Source organism: Corallococcus praedator (genome assembly GCF_003612125.1).
GTDB lineage: Bacteria > Myxococcota > Myxococcia > Myxococcales > Myxococcaceae > Corallococcus > Corallococcus praedator.
This window is the reverse complement of the sequence record NZ_RAWI01000011.1, coordinates 18,207-41,617: the sequence shown is the minus strand read 5'-3', so window position 1 is coordinate 41,617 and position 23,411 is coordinate 18,207. Positions and strand designations below refer to the sequence as shown.

Annotated in this window: 20 protein-coding genes; 9 read left to right on the top strand and 11 right to left on the bottom strand. The window is 70.7% G+C overall.

Annotation, left to right across the window (positions count from 1 at the left end; all coding sequences use genetic code 11):
• The first annotated feature begins 35 nt into the window (after nt 1-35).
• Nucleotides 36-1,856 carry an AMP-dependent synthetase/ligase gene (locus D7Y13_RS02775; RefSeq protein WP_199732633.1) on the top strand — a complete coding sequence of 607 codons (1,821 nt, stop codon included), beginning with the start codon at nt 36-38 and terminating at the stop codon, nt 1,854-1,856.
• 77 nt (nt 1,857-1,933) lie between these two features.
• Here D7Y13_RS02775 and D7Y13_RS02770 read toward each other — a convergent pair whose 3' ends face one another.
• The 8 genes from D7Y13_RS02770 to aroF form a co-directional block, all read right to left on the bottom strand.
• A complete protein-coding gene (locus D7Y13_RS02770) occupies nt 1,934-3,238 on the bottom strand; it encodes a citrate synthase (RefSeq protein ID WP_120530905.1) in 1,305 nt (434 codons plus the stop codon).
• A gap of 87 nt (nt 3,239-3,325) precedes the next feature.
• The gene (locus tag D7Y13_RS02765; protein WP_120530952.1) at nt 3,326-4,621 is read right to left on the bottom strand and encodes a 3-phosphoshikimate 1-carboxyvinyltransferase; all 1,296 of its coding nucleotides are present in this window, start codon (nt 4,619-4,621) and stop codon (nt 3,326-3,328) included.
• The gene (locus D7Y13_RS02760) at nt 4,618-5,688 is read right to left on the bottom strand and encodes a 3-dehydroquinate synthase (protein ID WP_120530906.1); all 1,071 of its coding nucleotides are present in this window, start codon (nt 5,686-5,688) and stop codon (nt 4,618-4,620) included. Before D7Y13_RS02760 ends, D7Y13_RS02765 begins: the two co-directional genes overlap by 4 nt.
• Nucleotides 5,685-6,704, bottom strand: a complete 1,020-nt coding sequence (aroC, locus tag D7Y13_RS02755; RefSeq protein ID WP_120530907.1) for a chorismate synthase — start codon at nt 6,702-6,704, stop codon at nt 5,685-5,687. Before aroC ends, D7Y13_RS02760 begins: the two co-directional genes overlap by 4 nt.
• Nucleotides 6,701-7,951, bottom strand: coding sequence for a shikimate dehydrogenase (locus D7Y13_RS02750; RefSeq protein ID WP_120581812.1), 1,251 nt, complete (start codon nt 7,949-7,951; stop codon nt 6,701-6,703). The genes aroC and D7Y13_RS02750 overlap by 4 nt, the downstream gene beginning before the upstream one ends.
• A complete protein-coding gene (locus tag D7Y13_RS02745) occupies nt 7,948-8,409 on the bottom strand; it encodes a shikimate kinase (protein WP_233595200.1) in 462 nt (153 codons plus the stop codon). The genes D7Y13_RS02750 and D7Y13_RS02745 overlap by 4 nt, the downstream gene beginning before the upstream one ends.
• Nucleotides 8,410-8,527: 118 nt before the next feature.
• Entirely contained in the window at nt 8,528-9,217 is a 690-nt protein-coding gene (ubiE, locus tag D7Y13_RS02740) for a bifunctional demethylmenaquinone methyltransferase/2-methoxy-6-polyprenyl-1,4-benzoquinol methylase UbiE (RefSeq protein WP_120530910.1), read from the bottom strand.
• Complete coding sequence (gene aroF, locus D7Y13_RS02735) at nt 9,214-10,110, bottom strand: 3-deoxy-7-phosphoheptulonate synthase (RefSeq protein WP_120530911.1); 897 nt, start codon at nt 10,108-10,110, stop codon at nt 9,214-9,216. The genes ubiE and aroF overlap by 4 nt, the downstream gene beginning before the upstream one ends.
• 119 nt (nt 10,111-10,229) lie before the next feature.
• Between aroF and D7Y13_RS02730 the strand changes: the two genes are divergently transcribed.
• The 7 genes from D7Y13_RS02730 (at nt 10,230) to D7Y13_RS02700 (ending at nt 19,301) form a co-directional block, all read left to right on the top strand.
• Nucleotides 10,230-11,540: an isochorismate synthase gene (locus tag D7Y13_RS02730; RefSeq protein WP_120530912.1), complete on the top strand. Its 1,311-nt coding sequence runs from the start codon at nt 10,230-10,232 to the stop codon at nt 11,538-11,540.
• Nucleotides 11,524-13,293: a 2-succinyl-5-enolpyruvyl-6-hydroxy-3-cyclohexene-1-carboxylic-acid synthase gene (gene menD / locus D7Y13_RS02725; RefSeq protein ID WP_120581810.1), complete on the top strand. Its 1,770-nt coding sequence runs from the start codon at nt 11,524-11,526 to the stop codon at nt 13,291-13,293. Before D7Y13_RS02730 ends, menD begins: the two co-directional genes overlap by 17 nt.
• On the top strand, nt 13,284-14,144 hold the full coding sequence (gene menH, locus D7Y13_RS02720; RefSeq protein WP_120581809.1) for a 2-succinyl-6-hydroxy-2,4-cyclohexadiene-1-carboxylate synthase: 861 nt from the start codon (nt 13,284-13,286) through the stop codon (nt 14,142-14,144). The genes menD and menH overlap by 10 nt, the downstream gene beginning before the upstream one ends.
• Entirely contained in the window at nt 14,141-15,061 is a 921-nt protein-coding gene (locus D7Y13_RS02715; protein WP_120581808.1) for a 1,4-dihydroxy-2-naphthoate polyprenyltransferase, read from the top strand. Before menH ends, D7Y13_RS02715 begins: the two co-directional genes overlap by 4 nt.
• A 9-nt stretch (nt 15,062-15,070) precedes the next feature.
• A complete protein-coding gene (gene menC, locus D7Y13_RS02710) occupies nt 15,071-16,225 on the top strand; it encodes an o-succinylbenzoate synthase (RefSeq protein WP_120581807.1) in 1,155 nt (384 codons plus the stop codon).
• Nucleotides 16,226-16,403: 178 nt separating this feature from the next.
• Complete coding sequence (menE, locus tag D7Y13_RS02705) at nt 16,404-17,843, top strand: o-succinylbenzoate--CoA ligase (protein ID WP_120581806.1); 1,440 nt, start codon at nt 16,404-16,406, stop codon at nt 17,841-17,843.
• 219 nt (nt 17,844-18,062) lie between these two features.
• Complete coding sequence (locus D7Y13_RS02700; protein ID WP_120530918.1) at nt 18,063-19,301, top strand: cytochrome P450; 1,239 nt, start codon at nt 18,063-18,065, stop codon at nt 19,299-19,301.
• A gap of 60 nt (nt 19,302-19,361) precedes the next feature.
• Here the strand turns inward: D7Y13_RS02700 and D7Y13_RS02695 are convergent, their stop codons facing one another.
• Entirely contained in the window at nt 19,362-19,562 is a 201-nt protein-coding gene (locus tag D7Y13_RS02695) for a hypothetical protein (RefSeq protein WP_120530919.1), read from the bottom strand.
• A gap of 107 nt (nt 19,563-19,669) precedes the next feature.
• Nucleotides 19,670-20,464 (bottom strand): class I SAM-dependent methyltransferase, encoded by a 795-nt coding sequence (locus D7Y13_RS02690; protein WP_147444123.1) that lies wholly within the window; start codon nt 20,462-20,464, stop codon nt 19,670-19,672.
• A gap of 463 nt (nt 20,465-20,927) precedes the next feature.
• Here D7Y13_RS02690 and D7Y13_RS02685 point away from each other — a divergent pair, with 463 nt between their 5' ends.
• A complete protein-coding gene (locus tag D7Y13_RS02685) occupies nt 20,928-22,568 on the top strand; it encodes a bifunctional 3-(3-hydroxy-phenyl)propionate/3-hydroxycinnamic acid hydroxylase (protein WP_120530921.1) in 1,641 nt (546 codons plus the stop codon).
• A gap of 93 nt (nt 22,569-22,661) precedes the next feature.
• On the opposite strand, the gene D7Y13_RS02680 is transcribed toward D7Y13_RS02685, so the two are convergent.
• Nucleotides 22,662-23,408: an iron-containing redox enzyme family protein gene (locus D7Y13_RS02680; protein ID WP_120530922.1), complete on the bottom strand. Its 747-nt coding sequence runs from the start codon at nt 23,406-23,408 to the stop codon at nt 22,662-22,664.
• Nucleotides 23,409-23,411: the final 3 nt, after the last annotated feature.

Here is a 23,411-nt window from a genome sequence, read left to right as displayed (position 1 = left end):
TGGTTCTGCCCGGGCGCTTCCACTACGTTCAGCCGATGGACCTGCCCAAGACGATGCTGCATGCGCTGCATGACCAGGCCGCCCGGCTGGAACACCGGCCGGCACTCTGGTCCCACAGGGAGGGCACCTATGTGCCCACCTCCTGGTTCGACTATGCCCAGCGCGTCAAGCGCTTCGCCCTGGGGCTGTACGGGCGGGGGTTCCGGGAGGGGGACCCGCTGGGCATCCTGAGCTTCAACCGCGAGGCGTGGCACGTGGCGGCCCTGGGGGCCATGGCCCTGGGCGGCGTCCCGGTGGGGCTCTACACCACCAGCAGCCTGGAGCAGCTCACCTACATCCTGGGACACTGCGAGGCGCGTTTCCTCCTGGTGGAGAACGCGAAGCACCTGGCCACCGCCCTGGAGCTCCAGAAGCGGCTGCCGGCGCTGAAGCACGTCATCGTCGTGGACGAGCCCATGACGCTCCCCGAAGGCGTGGAGACGTACGCGGACGTGGTGGCCTCCGGGGGCAGGGCGGATGAAGGCCCCTACTGGGACGGCGTCCACGCGCTCCACCCGGACGGCCTGGGCACGCTCATCTACACGTCGGGCACCACCGGCCAGCCCAAGGGCGTCGCCTTGAGCCACCGCAACCTCGCGTGGACGGCGAAGCAGCTGGGCGAGACGATGGACTTCCGGAACATGGAGGACGACCGGCTCCTGTCCTACCTGCCGCTGTCGCACATCGCCGAACAGGTGGTGTCCCTGCATGGGCCGCTGCTCATGGGCATGCAGGTGTACTTCGCGGACTCCCTGGACGCGCTGGGCAAGAACCTCCAGGAGGTCCGGCCCACCCTCTTCTTCGGGGTGCCGCGCGTCTGGGAGAAGTTCAAGTCGAAGGCGGAGGAGGGGCTTGCCGCGCAGCCGCCCCTGAAGCGCGCGCTGGTGGCGTGGGCCCGGGGCACGGCCCTGGAGCGCAACACGCGCATCCTCAACCAGGAGCGCGTGCCCATCCTGATGGAGGCCAAGTACGCGCTGGCGAAGAAGCTGGTGTTCACGCCCCTGAAGACGCGCATCGGCCTGAATGAAGCGAAGGTGTTCGCCACGTCCGCGGCGCCCATTGGCCGGGAGGTGCTGGACTTCTTCGCCTCCATCGACGTCGTCCTGCTGGAGGCCTGGGGCATGACGGAGGTGACGGGCCCCGCCACGGTGAACACCGCCGAGTGCGCCCGCCTGGGCACGGTGGGCCGCCCCATGCTGGGCGTGGAGGTGCGCATCGCGGAGGACGGGGAGATCCTCGTCCAGGGCGGCAACGTGTGCCTGGGCTACCACCGCAACCCCTCCGCCACGCAGGACCTGCTGGACAACGGGTGGCTGCACACCGGGGACGTGGGGCAACTGGACGACGCGGGCTTCCTGCGCATCACCGGGCGCAAGAAGGAGATCATCGTCACCTCCGGCGGCAAGAAGACGTCGCCCGCCAACATCGAGGAGCTGATCAAAGCCGTGTCCCCCGTGGGCCACGCGGTGGTGGTGGGAGACCGGCGCAACTACCTGGTGGCGCTGGTGACGCTGGAGCCGGACCGGGTGCGCAGGCTCGCGAAGGAGCGCGGCTGGCCGGAGGACGTGGCCACCCTGGCGAAGGACGCGCGGCTCCAGCAGCACCTGCACGAGGCCCTGGAGCGGGAGGTGAACCCGAAGCTGTCGCGCTTCGAGACCATCAAGCGCTTCACCGTGCTCACCAGCGAGTTCACCACCGAGAGCGGGGAGCTCACGCCCAGCATGAAGGTGCGCCGCAAGGTGGTGGAGGAGAAGTTCGCGGCGGCCATCGACGCGCTCTACCGCGAGCCGAACGGGGCCGCCGCGCCTCACGACTGAGGCCCGGACAAGCGAAAGGGGCGAGGGACCCTTGCGGATCCTTCGCCCCTGACGTGCTTCAGGGATTCAAGCGACGGCTACTTCTGGCCGCCCGTGCGCTTCTCGCGGGCGACGTAGTCGCGGCGGGTGGCGCCCGTGTAGATCTGACGGGGACGGGCGATCTTCTGCTCGTTGTCCGTGACCATCTCCTCCCACTGCGCGCACCAGCCCACCGTGCGGGGGATGGCGAACAGGACGGGGAACATCTCCGCCTGGAAGCCCATCGCCTCGTAGATGAGGCCCGAGTAGAAGTCGACGTTGGGGTACAGCTTGCGCTTCACGAAGTACTCGTCCTCGAGCGCGATGCGCTCCAGCTCGAGCGCGATGTCCAGCAGCGGGTTCTTGCCGGTGACTTCGAAGACCTCGTCCGCCACGCGCTTGATGACCTTGGCGCGCGGGTCGTAGGACTTGTAGACGCGGTGGCCGAAGCCCATGAGCTTCTTCTCGCCCTCGCCGCCCTTCACCTGCTTGATGAACTCCGGGATCTTCGACACGTGGCCGATGTCGCGGAGCATCCGCAGCACGGCCTCGTTGGCGCCGCCGTGCAGCGGGCCGTAGAGGGCGCCCACGCCCGCGGCGACCGCCGAGTACGGATCCACCTGCGACGAGCCCACCGTGCGCACGGACGTCGTGGAGCAGTTCTGCTCGTGGTCCGCGTGGAGGATGAAGAGCACGTCCAGCGCCTTCTCCAGCACCGGGTGCACTTTGTACGCCCCGCCGATGTGCTTCATCATCGTCAGGAAGTTGGCGACGTAGGACAGCTCGTTGCTGGGGTAGACGTAGGGCAGGCCCATCGTGTGCCGGTAGGAGAACGCGGCGATGGTGGGCATCTTCGCGATGAGCCGGGTGATCTGGATCTCGCGGCTGCGCTCGTCACGGATGTTCTTCGCGTCCGGGTAGAAGCCGGACAGCGCGGCCACGGTGGAGCCGAGCATGGACATCGGGTGCGCGTCGTAGCGGAACCCGTCCATGAAGGACTTCACGTTCTCGTGCACGTACGTGTGGTGCGTGACGAGGTTGGTGAAGACCTCCAGCTCCTTCTCCGTGGGCAGCTCGCCCTTCAGGAGCAGGTACGCCACTTCCAGGAAGTTGGACTTCTCCGCCAGCTGCTCGATGGGGTAGCCGCGATACTCCAGGATGCCCTTGTCGCCGTCGATGAACGTGATGGCGCTCTTACAGTTCGCCGTGTTCAGGAACGCCGGGTCGTAGCCCATCAAGCCGAAGTCATCGCTACCGGTCTTGATCTGGCGCAGGTCGGGGGTCCGGATACAGCCGTTCTCGATCGGGACCTCGTACGTCTTCCCGGTCCGATTGTCGGTGATCGTCAGCGTGTCCTTGGGCATGGGCGGAGATTTCACAGGGCGGCGGACGCTTTCAACAAAAAAGAACGATAAGTCCGAGAGGCGAACCTTCGGGGCGTTTCGCCCCGCTCAGGAATAGCGAACGCCCGAACGCGCGAGCTGCCGCCAGAAGCCCGGAAAGCTCTTCTCCACGCACTCCGGCCCCGTCAGTTCCAGGGGCACCCCGGACAGCACACACAGGGTGGCCGCTGACATCGCCAGTCGGTGGTCACCCCGGCTGTCCATGGCGAAGCGCGCGGGCTTCGTCGCCGGAGGCACGATGCGCAGCACTTCTCCCTCGGGGCCGGCCGTCAATTCGGTGGTGCCGCCGTAGGCCGCCACCAGGGAGCGGATGCCCTCCAGCCGGTCGCTCTCCTTGACCCGCAGGATGCCCACATCCGTCAGCGTCGTGGGCCGGGGCAACACGCACGCGAGCGCCGCCAATGTGGGCAGCAGGTCCGGGCACTCCTTGCCCGTCGCGCGCAGCTCTCCGGTCGCGGCGCCTTCGAAGCGCCAGGTATTAGCAGCGCCTGCCGGGACCATTCGCAAACCCACGTCGGCGACCAGCCGGAGGATCGCCTGGTCGGGATGTGCGCTCTCCGGTTCGGCCCGCTCCACCGTACCGCCGGTGCGCCACGCGATGAGCACCAGGTAGCCCAGGGACGACCAGTCCCCGGGCAGCGACGGCACCGAAGCCGGGGCCTGATACGCCGTGACGGCGTAGTGACCTTCGGACTGCTCCACGGTGAAGCCGAAGCGGCGCAGCCATGACACCGTCAGGTCCATGTAGCCGGCGCTGGTGAGCGTGCCTTCAATCTCCACGCTCCACGCGCGCTGCTCGCGCAGGAACCGCTCCGCGCAGCCCAGCAGCAGGCTGGAGGCGTACTGGCTGCTCTGCGCGCCCGGCACGCGGAACACCGGCTTCAGCTTCGACGTGTCCTGGGGCGCGTGCAGCTCCACCGGCCATGGGGTGCCTTCGGTGAGCGTCAGGCCCGAGGCGGCCAGGGCCTCCTTGAGCGACGTGAAGAGCGGGCCATGGGGCCGCTCGCCCAGGCGGGGCGTGCCGGTGAAGCGCACGCGGGCCCCGGGCGTCACCGCGGCCTGGGTGACGAGGATGCGGAACGGAGCACCCCCGTCCGCGCAGTCCACGTCGCGCACGGGGCCGGGGGGCAGGCGCAGGGCTTCCACGCCCCGGCGCAGCACGCGCACGTCGGCGGGGAGGTCCTCGTCGGATTCCGCCTGCACCGACGGCAACGGCCAGGCACCCGTGAGGTGTCCCAGAACCAGGGCTCGCTGGGCGTCCGACTTCGACACGGGCGGGGTGAGCAGGGAGGCGCTCAGGGCGCTCGGGTCGACGGTGAGACGGCTCGGCGAGGCATGGCTCAAGGGCGGGCTCCTCGGGTCCAGGCAGGCCACAGGGCGCGCCAGGTTTTCGGCATCACATCGACGACTTCGGCGGTGCCCACGGCCGTGAGCAGCACCATGCGCAGCTCGCCCTTCGCGCCGGCCTTCTTGTCGGCGTCCAGGAGCGCGGCCACGTCCTTCAGCGACTCGCGGCGGGACAGCTCCGCGGCGTGGTCGCGGCCCAGCACGCCCGGGCCCCGCGTCAGCGCGCGTTCCACTTCGTGCGCCACCGGCTCCGGGGTGATGCCCAGGTGCCGGCCCACATCCAGCGCCCAGAGGATGCCCAGGCCCACCGCGTCGCCGTGCGACAGCTTGAAGCGCGACAGGCTCTCCAGCACGTGGCCGAAGGTGTGGCCGAAGTTGAGCACGCGGCGCAGGCCCTGGTGCTCGTAGGGGTCCTTCGCGCAGATGCCTTCCTTCAGGCCGCGCGCGTCCTTCACCAGCTTCTCCAGCGCGGGCGGCGTGCGCACGTAGCGCTTGAAGAGGCCCGCATCCAGCGAGGCAACCATCTTCCACGCCTCGATGGAGCCCTCGCGCACCTGTGCGTCGGACAGCGTGGCGTACAGCTCCGGGCACAGCCACGTCTCATCCGCGTAGTGGAAGACGCCAGCGGGGTTCTTCACCACGCGGCCGCGCACGGTGAGGTCCACCGCGCCCTTGCCACCCAGGCTGCTGTCCACCGCCGCGAGCAGCGTGGTGGGCACCTGCACCAGCCGCACGCCGCGCTTGAGCAGGTGCGCGGCCACCGTGGCCACGTCGCCCACGGTGCCACCGCCCACGGCGACGAGCGTGCCGGAGCGCGGCAGGTTCAGCCCGCCCGCGAGCACCTTCTCCAGGGAGGCCATGCTCTTGGCGCGCTCACCGCCGACCAGCTGGATGATGGCGCGCGGCGAGCGGGCCTCCAGCGTGGGGATGAGCGTGGGATGCAAGCGCGCGACCGTGCGGTCCACCACGGCCACGCTGCCCTCGGGCAGGCGGGAGGCGAGCTTCGTGAAGGAACCCCAGCGGTCAGCCGGGGGGCGATAGGCACCGGGAGGAAGGGAGCTCATGCGGAGTGGGGCCGGGCGTTGAGTTGCAGGACGAGGTCGGCGATGACGAGCGACACCATGGCTTCCAGCACCGGGACGGCGCGGGGCATGATGCACGGGTCGTGTCGGCCGCCCTTGGCGTGATCCGCGAGCGTCGCGGGGGGCTTGAAGAAGGCGCGCACCTGCATGGGCTCGCCGTTGGCGAGGCCACCCTGGATGCCGCCGTACGCGTCCTTCACGGAGTGGAACTGGCTGCCGGGCTGCCCGATGCGCTGGAGCAGATCCGGCGGGCCCCAGACGACGCCGGTGACGGCGCCGATGCTGCCCAGCGCCTGCGCGATGAGCGCCTTCAGCTTGCCGAAGATGGGCTCGCCCAGACCGACGGGCAGGCCCTCCACGCGCACGTCGATGGCGCCGCCCAGGCTGTCCCCGGCCTCCTTCGCGGCGAGGATCTGTCGTGACATCTCGTCGCGCAGGGTGACGTCCGGGCAGCGCGTGGGGTGCGCGTCCACGAGCGCGCGCGTGAGGCCCGGCGCCGGGACGGAGGCGACCAGCTCACCCACCTGCGACACGTAGGCGACGGTGCTCAGCGTGGGCAGGTCGCGGGCGAGGTACGCCTCCGCGATGGTGCCGCCGATGACGCGGCAGAGCGTCTCGCGCCCGCTGGTGCGGCCGCCGCCCCGGTGGTCGCGGTGCTTGTAGCGCTCGCGCCAGACGGCGTCCGCGTGGCCGGGCCGGTCCACGGCCGCCAGCTGGTTGTAGTCCTGCGAGCGCTGGTTCGTGTTGCGCACGATGGCCGCGATGGGCGTGCCCAGCGTCTTGTCCTCGAAGACGCCGGAGAGGATCTCCACGCTGTCCGGCTCGTTGCGCGCGGTGACGAGCGCGGACTGCCCGGGACGCCGGCGGTCCAGCGCCGCCTGGAGCAGGTCGCGCGTGAGCGGGACGCCCGCGGGACAGCCGTCCAGGACGGAGCCCAGCGCGGGGCCGTGGCTTTCGCCGAAGGTCGTCAGCCGGAAGAGGGTGCCAAAAGTATTCATGTCGCCGTTTCCCAGAGTTGTCGCTGCCGCCGGGCCTGGGCGACGAACCACGCCGCACCGAGCAGGAGAGGGGTGCCCCCGCGGCTAACAATCTCCGCGGCGACGCGCCGGCCGGGCGCACCGTATGCGATCACCGCCACTCGCGCCCCCTCGAATCGCAGGGTTTCGGGCGGGGCCACCCGGTCTGGCCACGTCCACACCCAGTCCCCGGTCAGCGGGGCCAGGACCTCGGCGCGGCGCACGACCCGCAGGGCAAGACCCTGTTCTGTCGCCACCAGTCGCAGGGCCTGCGTGGACCCACCGTCGCCCAGCACCGACACCGACGTCGAACCCAGGCGCTCGAGCACCGCGCGGGCGCCCTCGGTGTCGGTGTTGAAGGACTCCCACCGCGAGCCCCGGCGCACCAGGGTGTTGATGGCCTCCAGCGACGAACCGGTGTGCCGCGCGAGCCGCATCTTGAAGGGGCTGGTGACGGCGAAGCCCGCGTAGTGCGGCAGCAGCGAATCCACCACCGCCTCCACCGGCGCGCCCTCCGCCAGGTCGATGCGATCAAACGGCTGACGGTGGATCCGCGGCGAGCGCGAGTGGGGAATCGCGGTGCCCAGGATGCCCAGGCGCGGCGTGTCCGTCCCCTTCGCCTTGCGGTGCTCGCGCACCACGTCGTCCAGCAGGCGCTGGCCCGGCGCGGCCGTCCACGCCCCGCCCATCGCCACGTACTCCAGCCCGTTGCGCGAAGAGAGCACCGCGCGCGCCGGCAGCGCCACCGGCCCCATGCCCAGCACGGTGACGCGTTCCGCGCCGAACCGGGCCGAAAGCTGGCGCTGCGTCTCCAGCAGCCCCTCCAGGTCCGAGGGCACGTCCATGGGCTCCACGTGCTTCACCAGCGCATCCGCCGGAAGCGGACGGGACCAGCGCCGCAGCGCCTCCGCCGTCGTCAGCGGCCCCTCCGCGTGGTGCGACGCGAGCAGGCGGCCCGGAGGCGCATCCAGATCATTGGCGCGCTCCACGTCCCGGTCCACGCGCCACGCGGCCTTCACCCAGTCCGTGGGGAGCGGCTTGCCGCGCTCGGAGACCAGCAGCGGCATCACGCCGGCCAGGGCCTCCGGGTCGATGGCGTCGGGGGCGTGCAGGTCGGTCCGCACCTCCACCACGTCCGCGCCCCGGCGCAGACCGTCGCGCGCGAAGGCCACGGCTTCCGCGCCAGTGAGGGTGGGGGGCAGGGTGATGACGCGCCGGGTGGCCCTCACGTGGACTCCTGGGCAAGGCAGCCCCGGAGGAAGTCCGCCAGGGAGATGGTGGGAACGCGGGCGTGGAGGGATTCGCGCTCGTGGAACATCGAGTGCAGCTCCTCCTCCAGCGAAACATCCGCGCGCAGGCGAGGCCGGGTGGTGTCCGCCGTCAGCCGCTCGCGGTAGGTGTCGAAGGTGACCGGGACGACGAGCGTGAAGTGGCCCTGAAGTGCGTCCGGATGGTGCGACAGGAAGCCTCCGCCCACGGACACCACGCTGCCCCCGGGCAGGATGCCCAGGGTCTCGCGTTCGGCGGCGCGGAAGGTGGAGGGGGATTCCGCGACCCAGGTCCGCAGCGCGCGCCCGTGACGGCGCTCCAGCTCCGAGTCCAGATCCAACCCGGTGCGCCCGAGCAGCTTCGAGACGAGCGGCAGGAGGCGCGTCTTGCCGGCGGCGCGATGACCGGCGATGACCACGGTCTGGGTGTCCCGTGGTCGGGGGCAGGGCCCCGGGGACGAAAGGGCCCCCTGGAGCGCCTGCTGGAGTCTGGGGTCTACCGACGCGACGACCTGGGCGACGAGGTGGCGTCGGTTTTCAGCGGACGGTTCCGACATAGACGTAGGCGGTTCCAAACAGCAGGGGGTGGGCGGCGCGCTCAGAATAGGCGCCGGCCTGGTCCATCAGGGAGAGGAAGCGCTCGCCCGCGGGGAAGGCCGCGGCGGTGCGAGGCAGGTACGCATACGCGGCGCGGTTGCCCGTCAGCAGACCGCCGACCGTCGGCATGATGGTCTTGCTGTAGAAGCGGAACAGCGCGCCGTAGGCGCCGGTGGGCTGGCCGAACTCCAGCACCACCACGCGGCCACCCGGGCGCACCACGCGCGCCATCTCCTGCAGGCACTTCACCGGATCATCCACGTTGCGGATGCCAAAGGAGATGGACGCCACGTCGAAGGTGTTGTCCGGCAGGGTGAGCGCCATCGCGTCCTGCACCTGGAACTCCACCTCCAGGCCAGCCTTGGCCGCCTTGGCGGGCGCGCTCTCCAGCATCTCCGGGCAGAAGTCCGTGCCCACCACGCGGCCGGTGGGGCCCACCTTGCGCTTGAACGCCAGCGCCAGGTCACCCGTGCCGGTGGCGCAGTCGAGCACCTGGCTGCCTTCCTTCGCCTGGCTCAGCTTCACCGCCGTGCGCCGCCACAGCCGGTGCACGCCGAAGGAGAGGACTTCGTTCGTCACGTCGTAGCGCGTGGCGATGGAGGAGAACATCTGACGGACTTCGGTGCTCATCGCGCCCCTGCAATCTGTGCCGGACCTTCCGGCGTCCAAAGGTGACGGTCCACCGCGGCGAGCACGCCGGGCAGCCGTCGCATCAACGAAGCGAAATCCTCGGGCGACATCGCCTGCTGCCCGTCACATAACGCCTGCTCCGGCTTCGCGTGGACTTCAATCAACAGTCCATCCGCGCCCGCCGCCGCCGCCGCCAGCGACATGGGCGTGATGAGCGACGGCAGGCCCGTCGCATGCGACGGATCCACGATGACGGGCAGGTGCGACTTCTCCTTCGCCCACGCCACCGCGGCCAGGTCCAGCGTGTTGCGCATCGCGGTCTCGAAGGTGCGGATGCCGCGCTCGCACAGGATGACCTGCTCGTTGCCGCCCGCGAGGATGTACTCGGCGGCGTTGAGCCACTCCTGCACCGTGGCGGACAGCCCGCGCTTGAGCAGCACCGGCTTGCGCAGCCGGCCCAGCGCGCGCAACAGCCCGAAGTTCTGCATGTTGCGCGCGCCCACCTGCAGGATGTCCGTGTGCTCCGCCATCAGCGGCAGCTGCTCGGTCTCCATCACCTCGCTGATGATGGGCAGCCCGTGACGGCGGCCTGCGTCAACCAGCAGCTTGAGCCCCGGCTCGCCCATGCCCTGGAACGCGTAGGGGCTGGTGCGGGGCTTGAACACGCCGCCGCGCAGCAGGTGGGCGCCCGCGTGGGCCACCGCCCTGGCCGTCAGCTCCAGCTGCTCCGTGCCTTCCACCGCGCACGGCCCCGCCATCACCACGAAGCCCGGGCCGCCCACCTCCACGCCGCCCACCTGGACCCGGCTGCCCTCGGGACGCGCTGCGCGAAGGACGCGGTGTGCGCCCGGCTCACGCCGCGCGGCTGGGTCGTCTGGTTGCTGGCCTCCCACGGCGGCTCCTCCGGTCGGCGGAGTTCAAGCGGTTTTGAACTCCTTGGTGCATGTATAGCCGAGATCGCTTAGAAGACAATCGAAGGTGATGGCTCGCGGAGCCACTAGGAGAACTGCTGATGACGCCGCTCAGTCCCGCTGAGGGCCCGCATTGGGTCGCCGGGATGATGCTCCTGGCGGGAGTGGATCCGCTCGCGGGGGCTGGAAGCCTGGGCGTTCCCTCCCTCTACTGGGAGCGGCCGGTGGATCGCGAGGCGGCGGCGGGCTGGGGCGAGGCAGGAGTGCGCGAGGCGCACGTGGCGACGGAGCTTCCCTCGGTGCTGGGCGCGTTGGGGCACGACAGCGTGCGGTGGCTGGGGCCCGTGCCCACCCGCATGCCGGGGCCCTGGTTCGGCGGCATGCGCTTCAGCCCCACGGGGCAGGTGGACGGCGCCTGGCGCTCGCACGGGCTCGCGCGCTGGACGCTGCCGGAGGTGCTGGTGTGGCGCGAGGACAACGCGCTGTACGTCGCGGCCTTCGCCACCGAAGCGCAGGGCGGTGAGGACACGGTGCGCTCGCGGCTGGAGCGCGTGCGGGCGTCCTTCCCGGAAGGCTATCGCCACGCGCAGGGCGCGCCGGTGGCGCTGCGCACGTCGTCGTCGCGGCGGGACTTCGAGGCGCTGGTGGACCGGGCGGTGGAGGCCATCAGCACGGGCCCCCTGCACAAGGTCGTGCTGGCGCGGGCGATGGATGCGGAAGGGCCGGAGCCGTTCGACGTGGTGGACGTGCTGGCGCGCCTGCGTGAGCAGAATCCGCGCTGCGCCACGTTCCTCTTCCGCGCGCCGGACGGGACGGGCTTCCTGGGCGCGACGCCGGAGACGCTGTGCCGGGTGGACGGGCGCGTGCTGGAGACGGAGGCGCTCGCGGGTTCGGCGGCACCGGGCGCGGAGGTGGCGCTGGATGCCAGCGACAAGGACCAGCGAGAGCACGCGGCGGTGGTGCGCTACATCCTCCAGGCGCTCCAGCCGGTGGCGGCGAGCGTGTCCGCGGACGCGCAGCCGTCGGTGCTCGCGCTGAAGAACGTAATGCACCTGCGCACGGGCATCCGCGCGAGGCTGGGCGAGGGCGTGGACACCGCGCAGGTCGTCACCGCGCTGCATCCCACACCGGCGGTGGGTGGCGCGCCGAGGGAACTCGCGCTGTCCTTCCTGGTGGAGCACGAGGCGCTGGACAGGGGTTGGTACGCGGGGCCGGTAGGCTGGGTGGGACCGGGGCGTGCGCATCTGGTGGTGGCGTTGCGCTCGGCGCTGGTCCGCGGCGCGCATGCCCGGCTCTTCGTGGGCGCGGGCGTCGTCGCGGGCTCCAGCGCGGAGTCCGAGTGGCGGGAGACCGAGATGAAGAGTCTGGCCATGCTGCGCGCGCTCGGGGGCGGCGATGTCGTCCGACGCTAACCTCAACGTGCTGTGGGCGCGCGCCCTGTTGGAAGAGCTGGTGCGTGGCGGGGTCCGGCACGCGGTGGTGTGTCCGGGGTCGCGCTCGTCGGCGCTGGCGCTCGCGTGCGCGCACACGCCGGGCCTGCGCACCTGGTCGGTCATCGACGAGCGCAGCGCGGGGTTCTTCGCGCTGGGCATGGCGAAGCACTCGCGGCAGCCGGTGGTGGTGGTGGCGACGAGCGGTTCGGCGGGCGCGCACCTCTATCCGGCCGTCATCGAGGCGGCCATGGCCCAGGTGCCGCTGGTGGTGCTGACCGCGGACCGGCCGCTGGAGCTGCAGGGCTGGGGCGCGCCGCAGACGGTGCCGCAGGCGCGGTTCTACGGCGAGTTCGCGCGGATGTTCGCGGACGTGGGCCTGCCCGAGTCGCACAGCGGCGCCATCGCGCACCTGCGCGCCACGGCCGCCCGCGCGGTGAACACCGCCTGCCGCGCGCCCCGGGGCGCCGTGCAGCTCAACGTCCCGTTCCGCGAGCCCCTGGCGCCCGTCGCCCAGGACTTCGGCGCGGAGCACCTGACGGCGCTCGCGAGGCAGGGGCGTCCGGACGCGCCGCTCACCCGCATCCTGCCGCCGTCGCGGATGCCGGAGGCTTCGGGGCTGGACGCCGTGCGCGCGCGCATCGCCGCCACCGAGCGGGGGGTGATCATCTGCGGCCCGCGCGACGAGGACGACGGCTTCGCGGAGGCCATCACCGCGCTGAGTCTCGCGACCGGCTACCCGGTGCTGGCGGAGGCGGCGTCCCAGGCGCGCTATGGCGGCGGCCCCCTGACGGTGTCGCTCTACGACGCGCTCCTGCGGCACGAGCCCTTCACGCGGGTGCATGCCCCGGAGCTGATCCTCCGCTTCGGCGGCGGGCTGACGCCCAAGTCCCCGCAGCAGTGGATGGATGGCTCCAGCGCGGAGCTCATCGTCTTCAGTGACGAGGGCGCGCTGTATGATCCGCCGCACCGGGCCTCGGTGGTGGTGGAGGGCTCCGCGGTGCTCGCGTGTCGCGCGCTGACGGAAGGCCTGTCGCGGGGCGCCGGCCGCTGGGCCCAGGGCTTCATGGCCGCCGAACACGTGGCCCGTCGCGCGCTGGAGAGCGCGCTCGCGGAGCGCCCCGACGTGCTGACCGAGCCCCGGCTGGCGCGCGAGGTGGTGGCGGCGCTGCCGGCCGGAGCGCTCTTCTTCGTGTCCAGCAGCATGCCCATCCGCGCGGTGGACGCCTTCGCGCAAGGGGGCGGGGTGCCGCTGCGCGTGCTGGCGAACCGCGGCGCCAATGGCATCGACGGCATCGTGTCCAGCGCGGCGGGCGTGGCCGCGGCGGCGGGACGGCCCGCGGTGTTGTTGTCCGGCGACCTGGCGCTGCTGCACGACGTGGGCGGGCTGGTGACGGCGGCGCGGGCGCGGGTGTCGCTGACCATCGTCGTGGTGAACAACGACGGGGGCGGCATCTTCTCGTTCCTGCCGCTGGCCCGGACGGCGAAGCCGGACGAATTCGAGGCGCTCTTCGGAACGCCGCACGGCGTGGACCTGTCGCACGCGGCGGCGCTCGCCGGGGCCCGGTTCCATCGCCCCACGACGCCCTCGGCCCTGCGCACGGCGGTGCGCACGGGGCTGGAGGGGGGCTTCCACCTGGTGGAGGTCCAGGTCGACCGGGCCACCAACGTGGACGAGCATCGAAACCTCTTCGCGCGGATGGCCACCGCACTGGGAGAAGGACCATGGGTGTGAAGCTTGCGTATGACACCTGGGGCGAAGGTCCCCACACGCTGCTGGCGCTGCACGGGTTCACCGGCAGCGGCGCCTCGTTCGATCACCTGCGCCCGCTCATCGGTCGCTCCGTGCGCGTGGTGACGGTGGATCTGCCCGGCCACGGACGCACGCCGCTGCCCGACAAGACGGGGCGCGACGGCTTCCTGGAGACGGTGGACGCGGTGGTCCAACTGGCGCGCGAATTGGGCGGAGCCGCGGAGTCGGTGGACCTGCTCGGTTATTCGCAGGGCGCGCGGCTGGCGCTGGCCGCGTCGGTGCAGGCGCCGGAGCGCTTCGGTCGGTTGATCATGGAAAGCGGCTCGCCGGGCCTGCACCGCCGTCAGGAGCGGTCCGAGCGGCGAGAAGCGGACGCGAAGCTCGCGGGCTTCATCCGGACCAAGGGCGTGGACGCCTTCGTGGAGCGGTGGGAAGCGTTGCCGCTCTTCGACGGGCTGCGCCGCCTGCCCGCGCCGCAGCAGGACGCGCTGCGGGAGCGCCGCAAGGCGTGCACGACGGAAGGCCTGGCCGGGGCGCTGGAGTGCCTGGGTCTGGGCGTGCAGCCGGACTACTGGCCGTCGCTGCACCGTCAGCGGCTGCCCACGCTGCTGCTCACCGGAGATCAGGACGCGAAGTTCACGAACCTGGCGCGGCGCATGGCGGCGGAGCTGCCGGTGGTGTGGCGCCATGCCTTCGCGGGCAGCGCGCATGCACCCCACCTGGAGGCCCCGGAGGAGTACGTGCGGGAAGTGCTCTCGTTCCTCCAGACGCCCTGGTACGAAGCCCCCCAGTTCGAACCCGCCATCCTGGCGCGTGAGGCGGCCCACTCGTGAGCACCCTGGCTTCCAGTCCTTCCGACATCGTTCCTCCCCGGCCCACGCTGAAGACGTGGCTGATGGCCGTGCGCCCGAAGACGCTGACGGCGGGCGCGGTGCCGGTGCTGGTGGCCACGGCGCTGGCGTACGGTGAAGGCGTGGGGCGCTGGCTGCCCGCGCTCGCGGCGCTCGTGGGCGCGGTGCTGATCCAGATCGGCACCAACTTCATCAACGACTACTACGACTTCAAGAAGGGCGCGGACACGGAAGAGCGCCTGGGGCCCAAGCGCGTCACGCAGAGCGGGCTCATCGCGCCCGCCACGGTGCTGCTGGGCGGCCTCACGTGCTTCGCGCTGGCGACGCTGGTGGGCGTGTACCTGGTCTGGGTGGGCGGCTGGCCCATCGTGGCCATCGGCACGATGTCGCTCCTGTGCGGCTACGCGTACACGGGCGGCCCGTATCCTCTGGGCTACCACGGGCTGGGCGACCTGTTCGTGCTGATCTTCTTCGGCATCGTCGCGGTGACGGGCACGTACTACGTGCAGGCCGGCGTGGTGGGCCCCGCGGCGTGGTGGGCGTCGCTGCCGGTGGGCGCCATTGGCACGTGCCTCATCGTGGTGAACAACCAGCGCGACGCGAGCACGGACGTGAAGGCCGGCAAGCGCACGGTGGTGGTCCGCTTCGGCGCGGGCTTCGGCCGGGCGGAGTACGTGTTGCTGCTGGTGGCCTCCTACGCCACGCCGTTCGTGTTGTTCGCCAAGGGCCTGGCGAGCGCCTGGGTGTTCCTGCCGCTCTTGAGCCTGCCGCTGGTGGTGACGCCCTTGAAGCTGATGTTGAAGTCGGAAGGGGCGGCGCTCAACCCCGCGCTGGGGGCTACGGCGAAGTTGCAACTCGTGTTTGGACTGCTGTTCGCGCTGGGCCTTTTCCTGCGCTGAAGGAGCGTCATGCGCATCACCGAGGCGACGCTCACCCCCCTGCGGCTCACGCTGGCCCGCCCGTTGAAGACGGCGAGGGGAACCTACGCCACGCGCGACGGCTTCATCGTGCGCCTGAGGGATGAGGAAGGCCGCGTGGGGCAGGGCGAGGCGATGCCCCTGCCGGAGTTCGGCACGGAGTCCCTGGCCACCACGCATCAGGTGCTGCGCGGATGGCTGGACGCCCTCCAGGGCCAGTCGCTGGATGACAGCATCGAAGGCATCGAGGCGACCCTCGTGCCCTCGCCGAGCGACATGTTGCGGCCCCTGGGCGCGAAGATCCGTTCGGGGGATCCGGAGGAGCACGCCCCCGCGGCGCAGCACGGCCTGGAGCTGGCGCTGTTGGACCTGCTGGCGCAGCGCAAGGGCGTACCCCTGTGCTGGCTCCTCGCGGAGGAGGCGCGGCCGGAGGTGCTGGTGAACGCGCTCCTGGGCGCGGAGGATCCGAAGGCGCTGGCCCAGGAGGCGCGGGATGCGGTGGCGGAGGGCTTCCAGACGCTGAAGGTGAAGGTGTCCGGCCGCCCGTTGGACGCCGACGAAGCGCGGGTCAAGGCGGTCCGCGACGCGGTGGGTCCCCGGGTGCGACTGCGGCTGGACGCGAACGGCGGGTGGACCGAGCCCGAGGCCAACCGCGCCCTGGATCGCCTGGGTTGGTACGAACTGGAGCTGGTGGAACAGCCCACGCCGCCCGAAGACCTCCAGGCGTTGTGGCGGGTCCAGCGCCGGGCTCCGTGCATCATCGCCGCGGATGAAACGCTGGCCAACCCCGCGGCCGTGCGCGCGCTCCTCACGATGGACCTGGGGGGCGGGCCGGTGGTGGGCGCCGTGGTGATCAAACCGATGGTGCTCGGAGGGCTGCTGCCTTCGATGGTCGTGGCGCTGCGCGCGGCCCGGCTGGGCATGCACGCCTACGTGACCAGCTCCATCGACGGGGTGGTGGCCCGGGCCGGTGCGACGCACCTGGCCTCCGCGCTGCCGTCGGGCGAGCTTGCCTCCGGGCTCGCGGTGGGGCGGCTCTTCGCGGACGAACCCCTCGACCATCCCTATCGACCGGAGCACGGCCTCCTGCGTCTGCGTGATGTGCCGGGCCTGGGGCTGACGCCGGAGCTGCTCGGAGTGCCGTGAAGCTGCGCTGCCGCTGCCTGCTCCACGACGGCGCGCAGCGGCACCGGGCCATCGGAGCGTTTCGGAGCCAACCGACGATGCGCTTCGATCATGCACTCGAAGCGGCAATGCCCCGGCACGAGGAAGCAGGGCCCCGGCGATTCGCACGCGGTGCCTGGACCTTCGGAGTCACCTGACGATGCGAGTCACCTGTCCCATTCGCGAAGGCGCGCAGCGGCACCCCGAAGCGGAAGCCCTGCGCTTCATGGGCCAGTCCTGGACGTACCGCACGCTGGACGCGGAGGTGGCGCGCTGGACCGCGGCGCTGGAGGCGCGAGGGGTAGGGCAGGGCGATCGCGTGGCGCTGCTGTCGACAAGCCACCCCATGGTGACGTTCCTCTTCTGGGCGCTGGGCCGGGTGGGCGCGGTGTTCGCGCCGCTCAACGCAAGGCTCACGAGCGCGGAGCTGCAACCCCTGGTGGACGCCGTCGCGCCCCGTCTCACGTTGGCGCTCGATTCCCTGGGGGATCGCCTCTCCGGCTCGCTGTCGCTGGAGTCCTTTCCGGAAGCCGCCACCGCATCTCCCACGCCCCTCCGGGCCTGGGAGGAGGACACGCCCCGGGTCATCCTCTTCACCAGCGGGACGACGGGCCGTCCAAAGGGCGCCGTGCTCACGGAGGGCGCCTTCCGCGCGTCCTGCCGGGCCTCCGCGGCGAACCTGGGAGCGCATCCCTCACCCCGCTGGCTGGGCACGCTGCCCCTGTTCCATGTCGGTGGCCTCGCCATGCTCACGCGCACCGCCTACGAAGGCGGCTGCCTGCTCCTGCACGAGCGCTTCGACGCGGAGGCCGTCAACCGCGCCATCGACACCGAAGGCGCCTCGTACGCGAGCTTCGTCGCCACCACGCTGGAGCGGGTGCTGGACGCGCGCGCGGACCGCAGGCTGCCGGACACCTTCCGGTTCGCGTTGATTGGAGGCGGTCCCGTCCCCACGGCCCTCCTCACCCGGGCCCGGGCCGCCGGACTGCGAGCCCTCCAGACCTACGGCCTCACCGAAGCCTGCTCCCAGGTCACCACGGAGCGGCCCGACGAAGCCGATGGCCGCACCGCGGGCCCGCCGCTGCCGGGCCTGGAGGTGCGCATCGTCGGGACCGACGGCGCACTGCTCGACGTGGGCCAGGAGGGGGACGTGGAGGTGCGTGGCCCCACGCGGATGGCCGGATACTGGAACCAGGCCGAAGCCACGAACGAGGCCCTCCACGACGGCTGGCTGCGAACCCGGGACGTGGGCGTCCTTGATGAGCGCGGGCGCCTCACGCTGCTGTCGCGCCGCACGGACCTCATCGTGCGCGGCGGAGAGAACCTCTACCCGGCGGAGATCGAGGCCGTGCTCGCCAACCACCCGGCCATCGCGGAGTCCGCGGTCGTCGGAGTGCCCGACCCCCACTGGGGCGAGGTCCCCGTGGCCTTCGTCGTCCCGCGCCCCGGCCACCCGCTCCCCGAGGACCTGGACGCGTGGTGCCGTCAGTCGCTCGCGCGCTTCAAGGTGCCCACCCGCTTTGTCGCCCTTGAAACACTGCCGCGCAATGCCATGAGCAAGGTGGAGCGCACCGTCCTCCGCCGCCAGGCGATGTCTTAGCCCGTGTCTCAACAAGGGTCTTGAAACACCCGCACAACCAGTCAAGTGGGTTGGACAAGACTCGCTGAGTGAACCTGTGAGGTCGGGATAGAGTCGTCCGCCGTGGGGGGCACTCCTGGGAGGGAGCTCACGGTGAGCAACACGGCGGAAGCAGTGAAGTCAGAAGCGCAGTCTGGAGTCGTTGGACCTGAAGCGCACGGCAACCGGGCGCCGAGCGCGATGAAGTGCCCCCATCTGGGCGCCCAGTACAATCCGTTCTCGGGGCCTCACGTCGAGGATCCCCACCCGTTCTACGCGGAGCTCAGACGGGACGCGCCCGTCAGCTTCAACCCCATGCTGGGGATGTGGCTGGTCAGTCGCTACGACGACATCTGTCACGTGCTGAAGGACCCAGCACGTTTCTCGTCGGCGGACATGGGCAACGTGGGCTCGGTGCTGGCGCCGGAGACCCTGGCGGTGCTCGCCGAGGGCTACCCGCTGGCCGACAGCCTGCTGAACTCGGATCCTCCCACGCACAACCGTCTGCGCAAGCTGATGGGACGGGGCTTCTCCGCGCAGCGCATCGCCGCGCAGGAAGGGCCCATCCGCGCCGTCGCGCAGGAACTCGTCGACGCGTTCGTGCACCAGGGCAAGGCGGACCTGGTGACGCAACTGGCGTACCCGCTGCCCGTGCGGGTCATCCTGGGCATGGTGGGCGTGCCCAAGGAGGACATGGCCAACATCAAGCACTGGTGCGACGACTTCTTCCGGATGATCTTCACGCGCGTCCCGGCGGAGGAGCAGCCGCCGCTCGCGCGTAGCTGGGTCACCTTCCAGCACTACGTCGCCCGCCTCATCGCCGCCCGTCGCTACGAGCCGAGCGACGACCTGGCCAGCTACCTCGTCACCACCGACACGGACGGCGAGGCCCTCACGCTGCCGGAGCTCATCATCGCCATCGCCGGCAGCCTGCTGGCGGCGGGCCATGAGACGACCACCGCGCTGCTCGCCCAGTGCTGGAAGCAGGCCCTGCTGCAGCCCGGCCTCTGGCAGCGGCTGCGCGAGGACCGCTCGCTGGTGCCGCACCTCATCGAGGAGACGCTGCGCTTCGACTCCGTGTCGCACGGGATGATCCGCACCACCACGGAGGAGGTGCAGCTCGCCGGCGTCACGCTGCCCGCGGGCTCGCGGCTGCTGCTGCTCTACGCGTCGGGGAGCCGGGATCCCGCGCTGCTGGCGGACGGGGATCGCTTCGACATCTCCCGCCACCACCCCTCGCACCTGGGCTTCGGCCGGGGCATCCACTTCTGCATCGGCGCACCCCTGGCCCGGCAGGAGGCGCTCATCGCGACCAACCTCCTGTTGGATCAGCTGCCCGACATGCGGCTCGCGCCGAACCCGGACTTCGGGACGATGCAGAACCTCACCATCCGCGCCATCCAGCACCTGCCGGTGGAGTGGACCCCCAGGAACGGCTGAGACGCCCGGTGCTCCGGCCCCGCCCGTGGATGACACGGACGGGCCGGGGCCTCCCGGTGCTCAGCACTCCGAGGCGGGGTGGCCCCAGGGGTTGGTGCGCGGGTACTGGCGCAGCAGCGTGCAGAGGCGGTGCGCGGCGAGCATCGCGGCGGACTGCCGCGGCGGCTCGGTGTGCATCGCCGTCTGTCCCAACCGGGCCGCCTGCAGCGCCAGCGCGTGCTGCACTTCCGGAGACCAGCGCTTGAATTCGAGCCATTCCATGGGCCTGCTCCTCCTTGAAGGAGCCGCCATTGAACGCCCTTCAAACCCGGAAATCACGACGCCACGCGTTGGCCCGGGGCGTTACTGACCTCCTGGTGACAACCCGCTCATGCCTGCGACGGATTGGCTGGTCGGCCGATGAGCATCATCAGGCCGAAGGGGTTCCCCTCGTTGGTGAGCCGGTCGATGTCCCAGATGTAGTCGTCGCTCAGGCCCTGGGTGAGTTCGCGCATCTCCTCGATGGAGTAGGTCCGCAGACAGGACACCACGCCGTCGAACGCCGCGGCGATGGGGATGAGGGGCATCAGATAGGTGAGGGCCAGCCGGTCCATGCGCACGGGCCGGATGAAGGGCGTCGTCAGCGGCACGTTGATCAGGGCCGCCGCCGTCATCGCGATGGCCGGCCCGCGCCGCTCCACCAGCTCCATGATGGCGATGCCGCGGCGCTGGGCCACGGCATCCGCCAGCACCTTGCGCGCGGCCTCCGGCGGCAGGTGGTGGAACGAGTTGCACATGATGCGGAAGCCCTTGTACGTGGCCGGCACCGCCGTCGCGTCCACCGACGTCGACACATAGTCCACGCGCCCCGGGTGCGCCGCCTTCACCTTCTCGAACGCGGACACCTCCGGATACAGGTCCGTGAGAAGCGCTGTCGCAGTGTATTTTTCTTGCGACTCCAGCATCTCCAGCAGCTTCGGCACCGGCCCCGCGCTGCCCGACGCCATGTCCAGCAGCTGCGTCTCACCCATCGCCGCCATCGCGCCCTTGAGCCGCCGCACGAACTCCACGTAGCGGTCGTCCGAGAGGCTCCACACGTACGCCAGGAAGTCCGTCACCCCACGGCGCAGGACCTTCGGGAACCAGGGCTGATCCTCTAGCTCGAAAAGTTGCAGTCTGGGCATAATCGCTGGGCACTCCAAGGGGCTCAGGGGGAGGACGGCCCCGCAACTGTCGCCCAGTCCGGCGCGACGCACAAGAGGCGCCTTCCGGGTGTATCAGCGCACATCCACCTGCCTCGAAATCAAAACAAGACACTGAATCCATACGGCCACCGCGAAACTTTGAATCCTCGCAGGAAAACGCGACGCGAAAAGTCCGTGCGGAGGCGCGCCCGCCAGGAGAATGGCGGAGATGCATGGGCAGACATGCAAGGTTTTTGGAGGGGTGCGTTTTAAGAACAGGTGGATGTTCGAAGGACCCGGCGCTGGGGCGACCGGGAGGTGGATCACCGGAGGGCGCGTTGAAACAACGTGTTCCGGTGGGGTTGCAAGGGTTTGGCGGTATCCTTAACTACGACCGAGGGGGGCTTCGGTCGCTAGGCCGCACGGTTGAACGGATCAGCTCGCACACAACGGGAGGGGAGTAATGGCTCCGGAATCTGTTGATGTGATCGTCGTCGGAAGCGGCCCGGTGGGTGCCATGGCGGCGAACCTGCTGGGACAGTACGGGCTGCGCACCGTGGTCATCGAGAAGGAGACGGTCCCGCACACGCAGTCGCGGGCGATCAACGCGGACGACGAAGCGCAGCGCATCTTCCAGGCCGCCGGCCTCACGGGCGAACTGGGGCCGAGCTTCCACCCGTGCTTGAAGATGACGTACGTCGACGACGAGATGCGGGTGCTGGCGGAGGTGGACTTCACCAAGGTGGAGCGTCCCAACGGGCACGCCATCGGCTCGCTGTTCAGCCAGCCGCGCCTGGAGGCGTCCCTCACCCGCGGCATGGAGCGCTTCCCGAACGTGGCGCTGTGGCGCGGCCACGAAGTCGAATCCTTCATGCAGGACGAGGACGGCGTGTCGGTGCGCGTGAAGGAGAACGCCACCGGCCGCACCCTGACGGTGCGGGCGCGCTACCTGCTGGCCTGCGACGGCGCGAAGAGCGGCATCCGCCGGCGGCTGGGCCTCAAGCTGGAGGGCACCACGGCGCTCGCGCACGCACTGGCCATCACCGTGGAGACGCCGTCGTCGGCGCCCGACTTCACCTACTACCCCTGCGGCCCGAAGCGCGTGGGCATCGTGACGCGCACCGCGCACGACGAGATGCGCTTCGACACGGTGGTGCGGCCCGGGCAGGACCTGGAGCACGTGCGCAGCGCGGAGTACGTGCGCGGCATCATCTCCCCGTACATCGATCCGGACTCGGTGCGGATCAAGAGCGTCAACCTGTACGCCTACCACAGCCGCATGGCGGAGAAGTGGCGGGTGGGCCGGGTGTTCCTGCTCGGGGACGCGGCGCATCTCATGCCGCCCTTCCTGGGCCAGGGCGTGTGCTCCGGCCTGCGCGACGCGGCGAACCTCTCCTGGAAGATCGCCCACGTGCTCAACGGCGCCGCGGACGCGGCGCTGCTGGACACCTACGAGGTGGAGCGCCGGCCGCACGCGGCGGAGATGATGCGGATGTCGGACGCGCTCGGGTCGATGCTGTCCTCGGGCGGCCCGCTCATGGCCCGCGCCCGCAACGTGTTCATCAACCTGCTGTACCGGATGCCCGTCACCGGCCCCTTCATCCGCGAATACAAGATGAAGCCGAACCTCTTCCACGCGGAAGGGTTCCTCTTCGGCGGCAAACGCGGCAAGGCCAAGACGGCCGGGGAGGGTGCCTACTTCCCGCAGCCCCGCGTGGAGCACGGTGAGGAAGGGGAGCGTCCGCTCGACGACGTCATCGGGCAGCGCTTCGCGGTGCTGACGCGGCCGGGTGCGCCCGCCGACGTGCAGCAGGCCGCCAAGGCCCTGGCGGAGGACATCGGCGGCGTCTGGCTGTCGGTGGCGCCCGCGGCGCGCTCCGGCGCGGGGCGCGCGGGAGAGGTGGTGGACCTGGAAGGCAAGCTGGGCGAGTGGTTCGCCCAGCACGCGTCCGACCTGGTCGTCCTGCGGCCGGACCGGTACGTCTACGCGGCCACGAACCGCGCGGGCGTCGAGCAGGTCCACGCCGCGCTGAAGAAGGACGTCCGGCCCTTCAACCGCCGGGGCAGCCGCATCCCGCGTCGCATCGCGTCCATCGGCGCGTGAGCCTGGAGTCCCGGTCCATACCGGACACGGAGCACCTGTCGGGCGTCGGTGGCCTTCCTGGCCCCGGCGCCCGTGGTGTTTTCAGCGGGGACTTCAGGCCGTGGCGACCTGGAGCATCCGCTTCGCCTTCTCCATGCAGTCGCCGTAGAAGCGCAGGTAGATGTCCAGCGCGCGGGCGCCCGTCTTGCCGATCGTCACGGCGTGCTCGGGCTTCTGGCTGAGCAGCTTGTTGAGCATGACCTCGTTGAGGGCGGTGTGGCCCACGTCCAGCTCCACGTGCTCCTTGATGAACGTCAGCGAGTTCATCACGTCCGGCCCGAGCACGCGCTTGCACTGCTCGATGAGGCGGGGCGCGAACACCACCGACAGGTTCTCGATCTCGTACTCGATGGCGACCTGCGCGCCCGGCATGGCGCCGTTGATGGTGTCCTCGTGGATCTGCCGGTACTCCTGCATGGCCGGCGTCGGGGCCTGCGCGAGCAGCTGCTCCGCGTCCAGCTTGGGCATGCGGCGCTGGTTCCAACCGGCCACCAGGCTCTTGGTGTCCTCCACCATCATCAGGTGGTGACCGGCCTCGTGCTTGGCGTGGGAGATGAGCTGCCGGCCCACCTCTTCCAGACCTTCGACCTTCGTACAGGCCTCACCGGCGCGGCGGATCCACCCGTCCACGGGCTCCGTCATGTACACGCCCAGGGCGCACAGCTGGATGAGGAACCCCTCCAGCAGGGCGGGATCGACGTTCTCATCCAGCAGCGTGGTGACGTGGGGGCCGGCCGCCAGGACGTGGCGGACATCGGAGACGTGGGGGAGGTACTGGGTATCGACGAGGGGCTTGCTCATGGG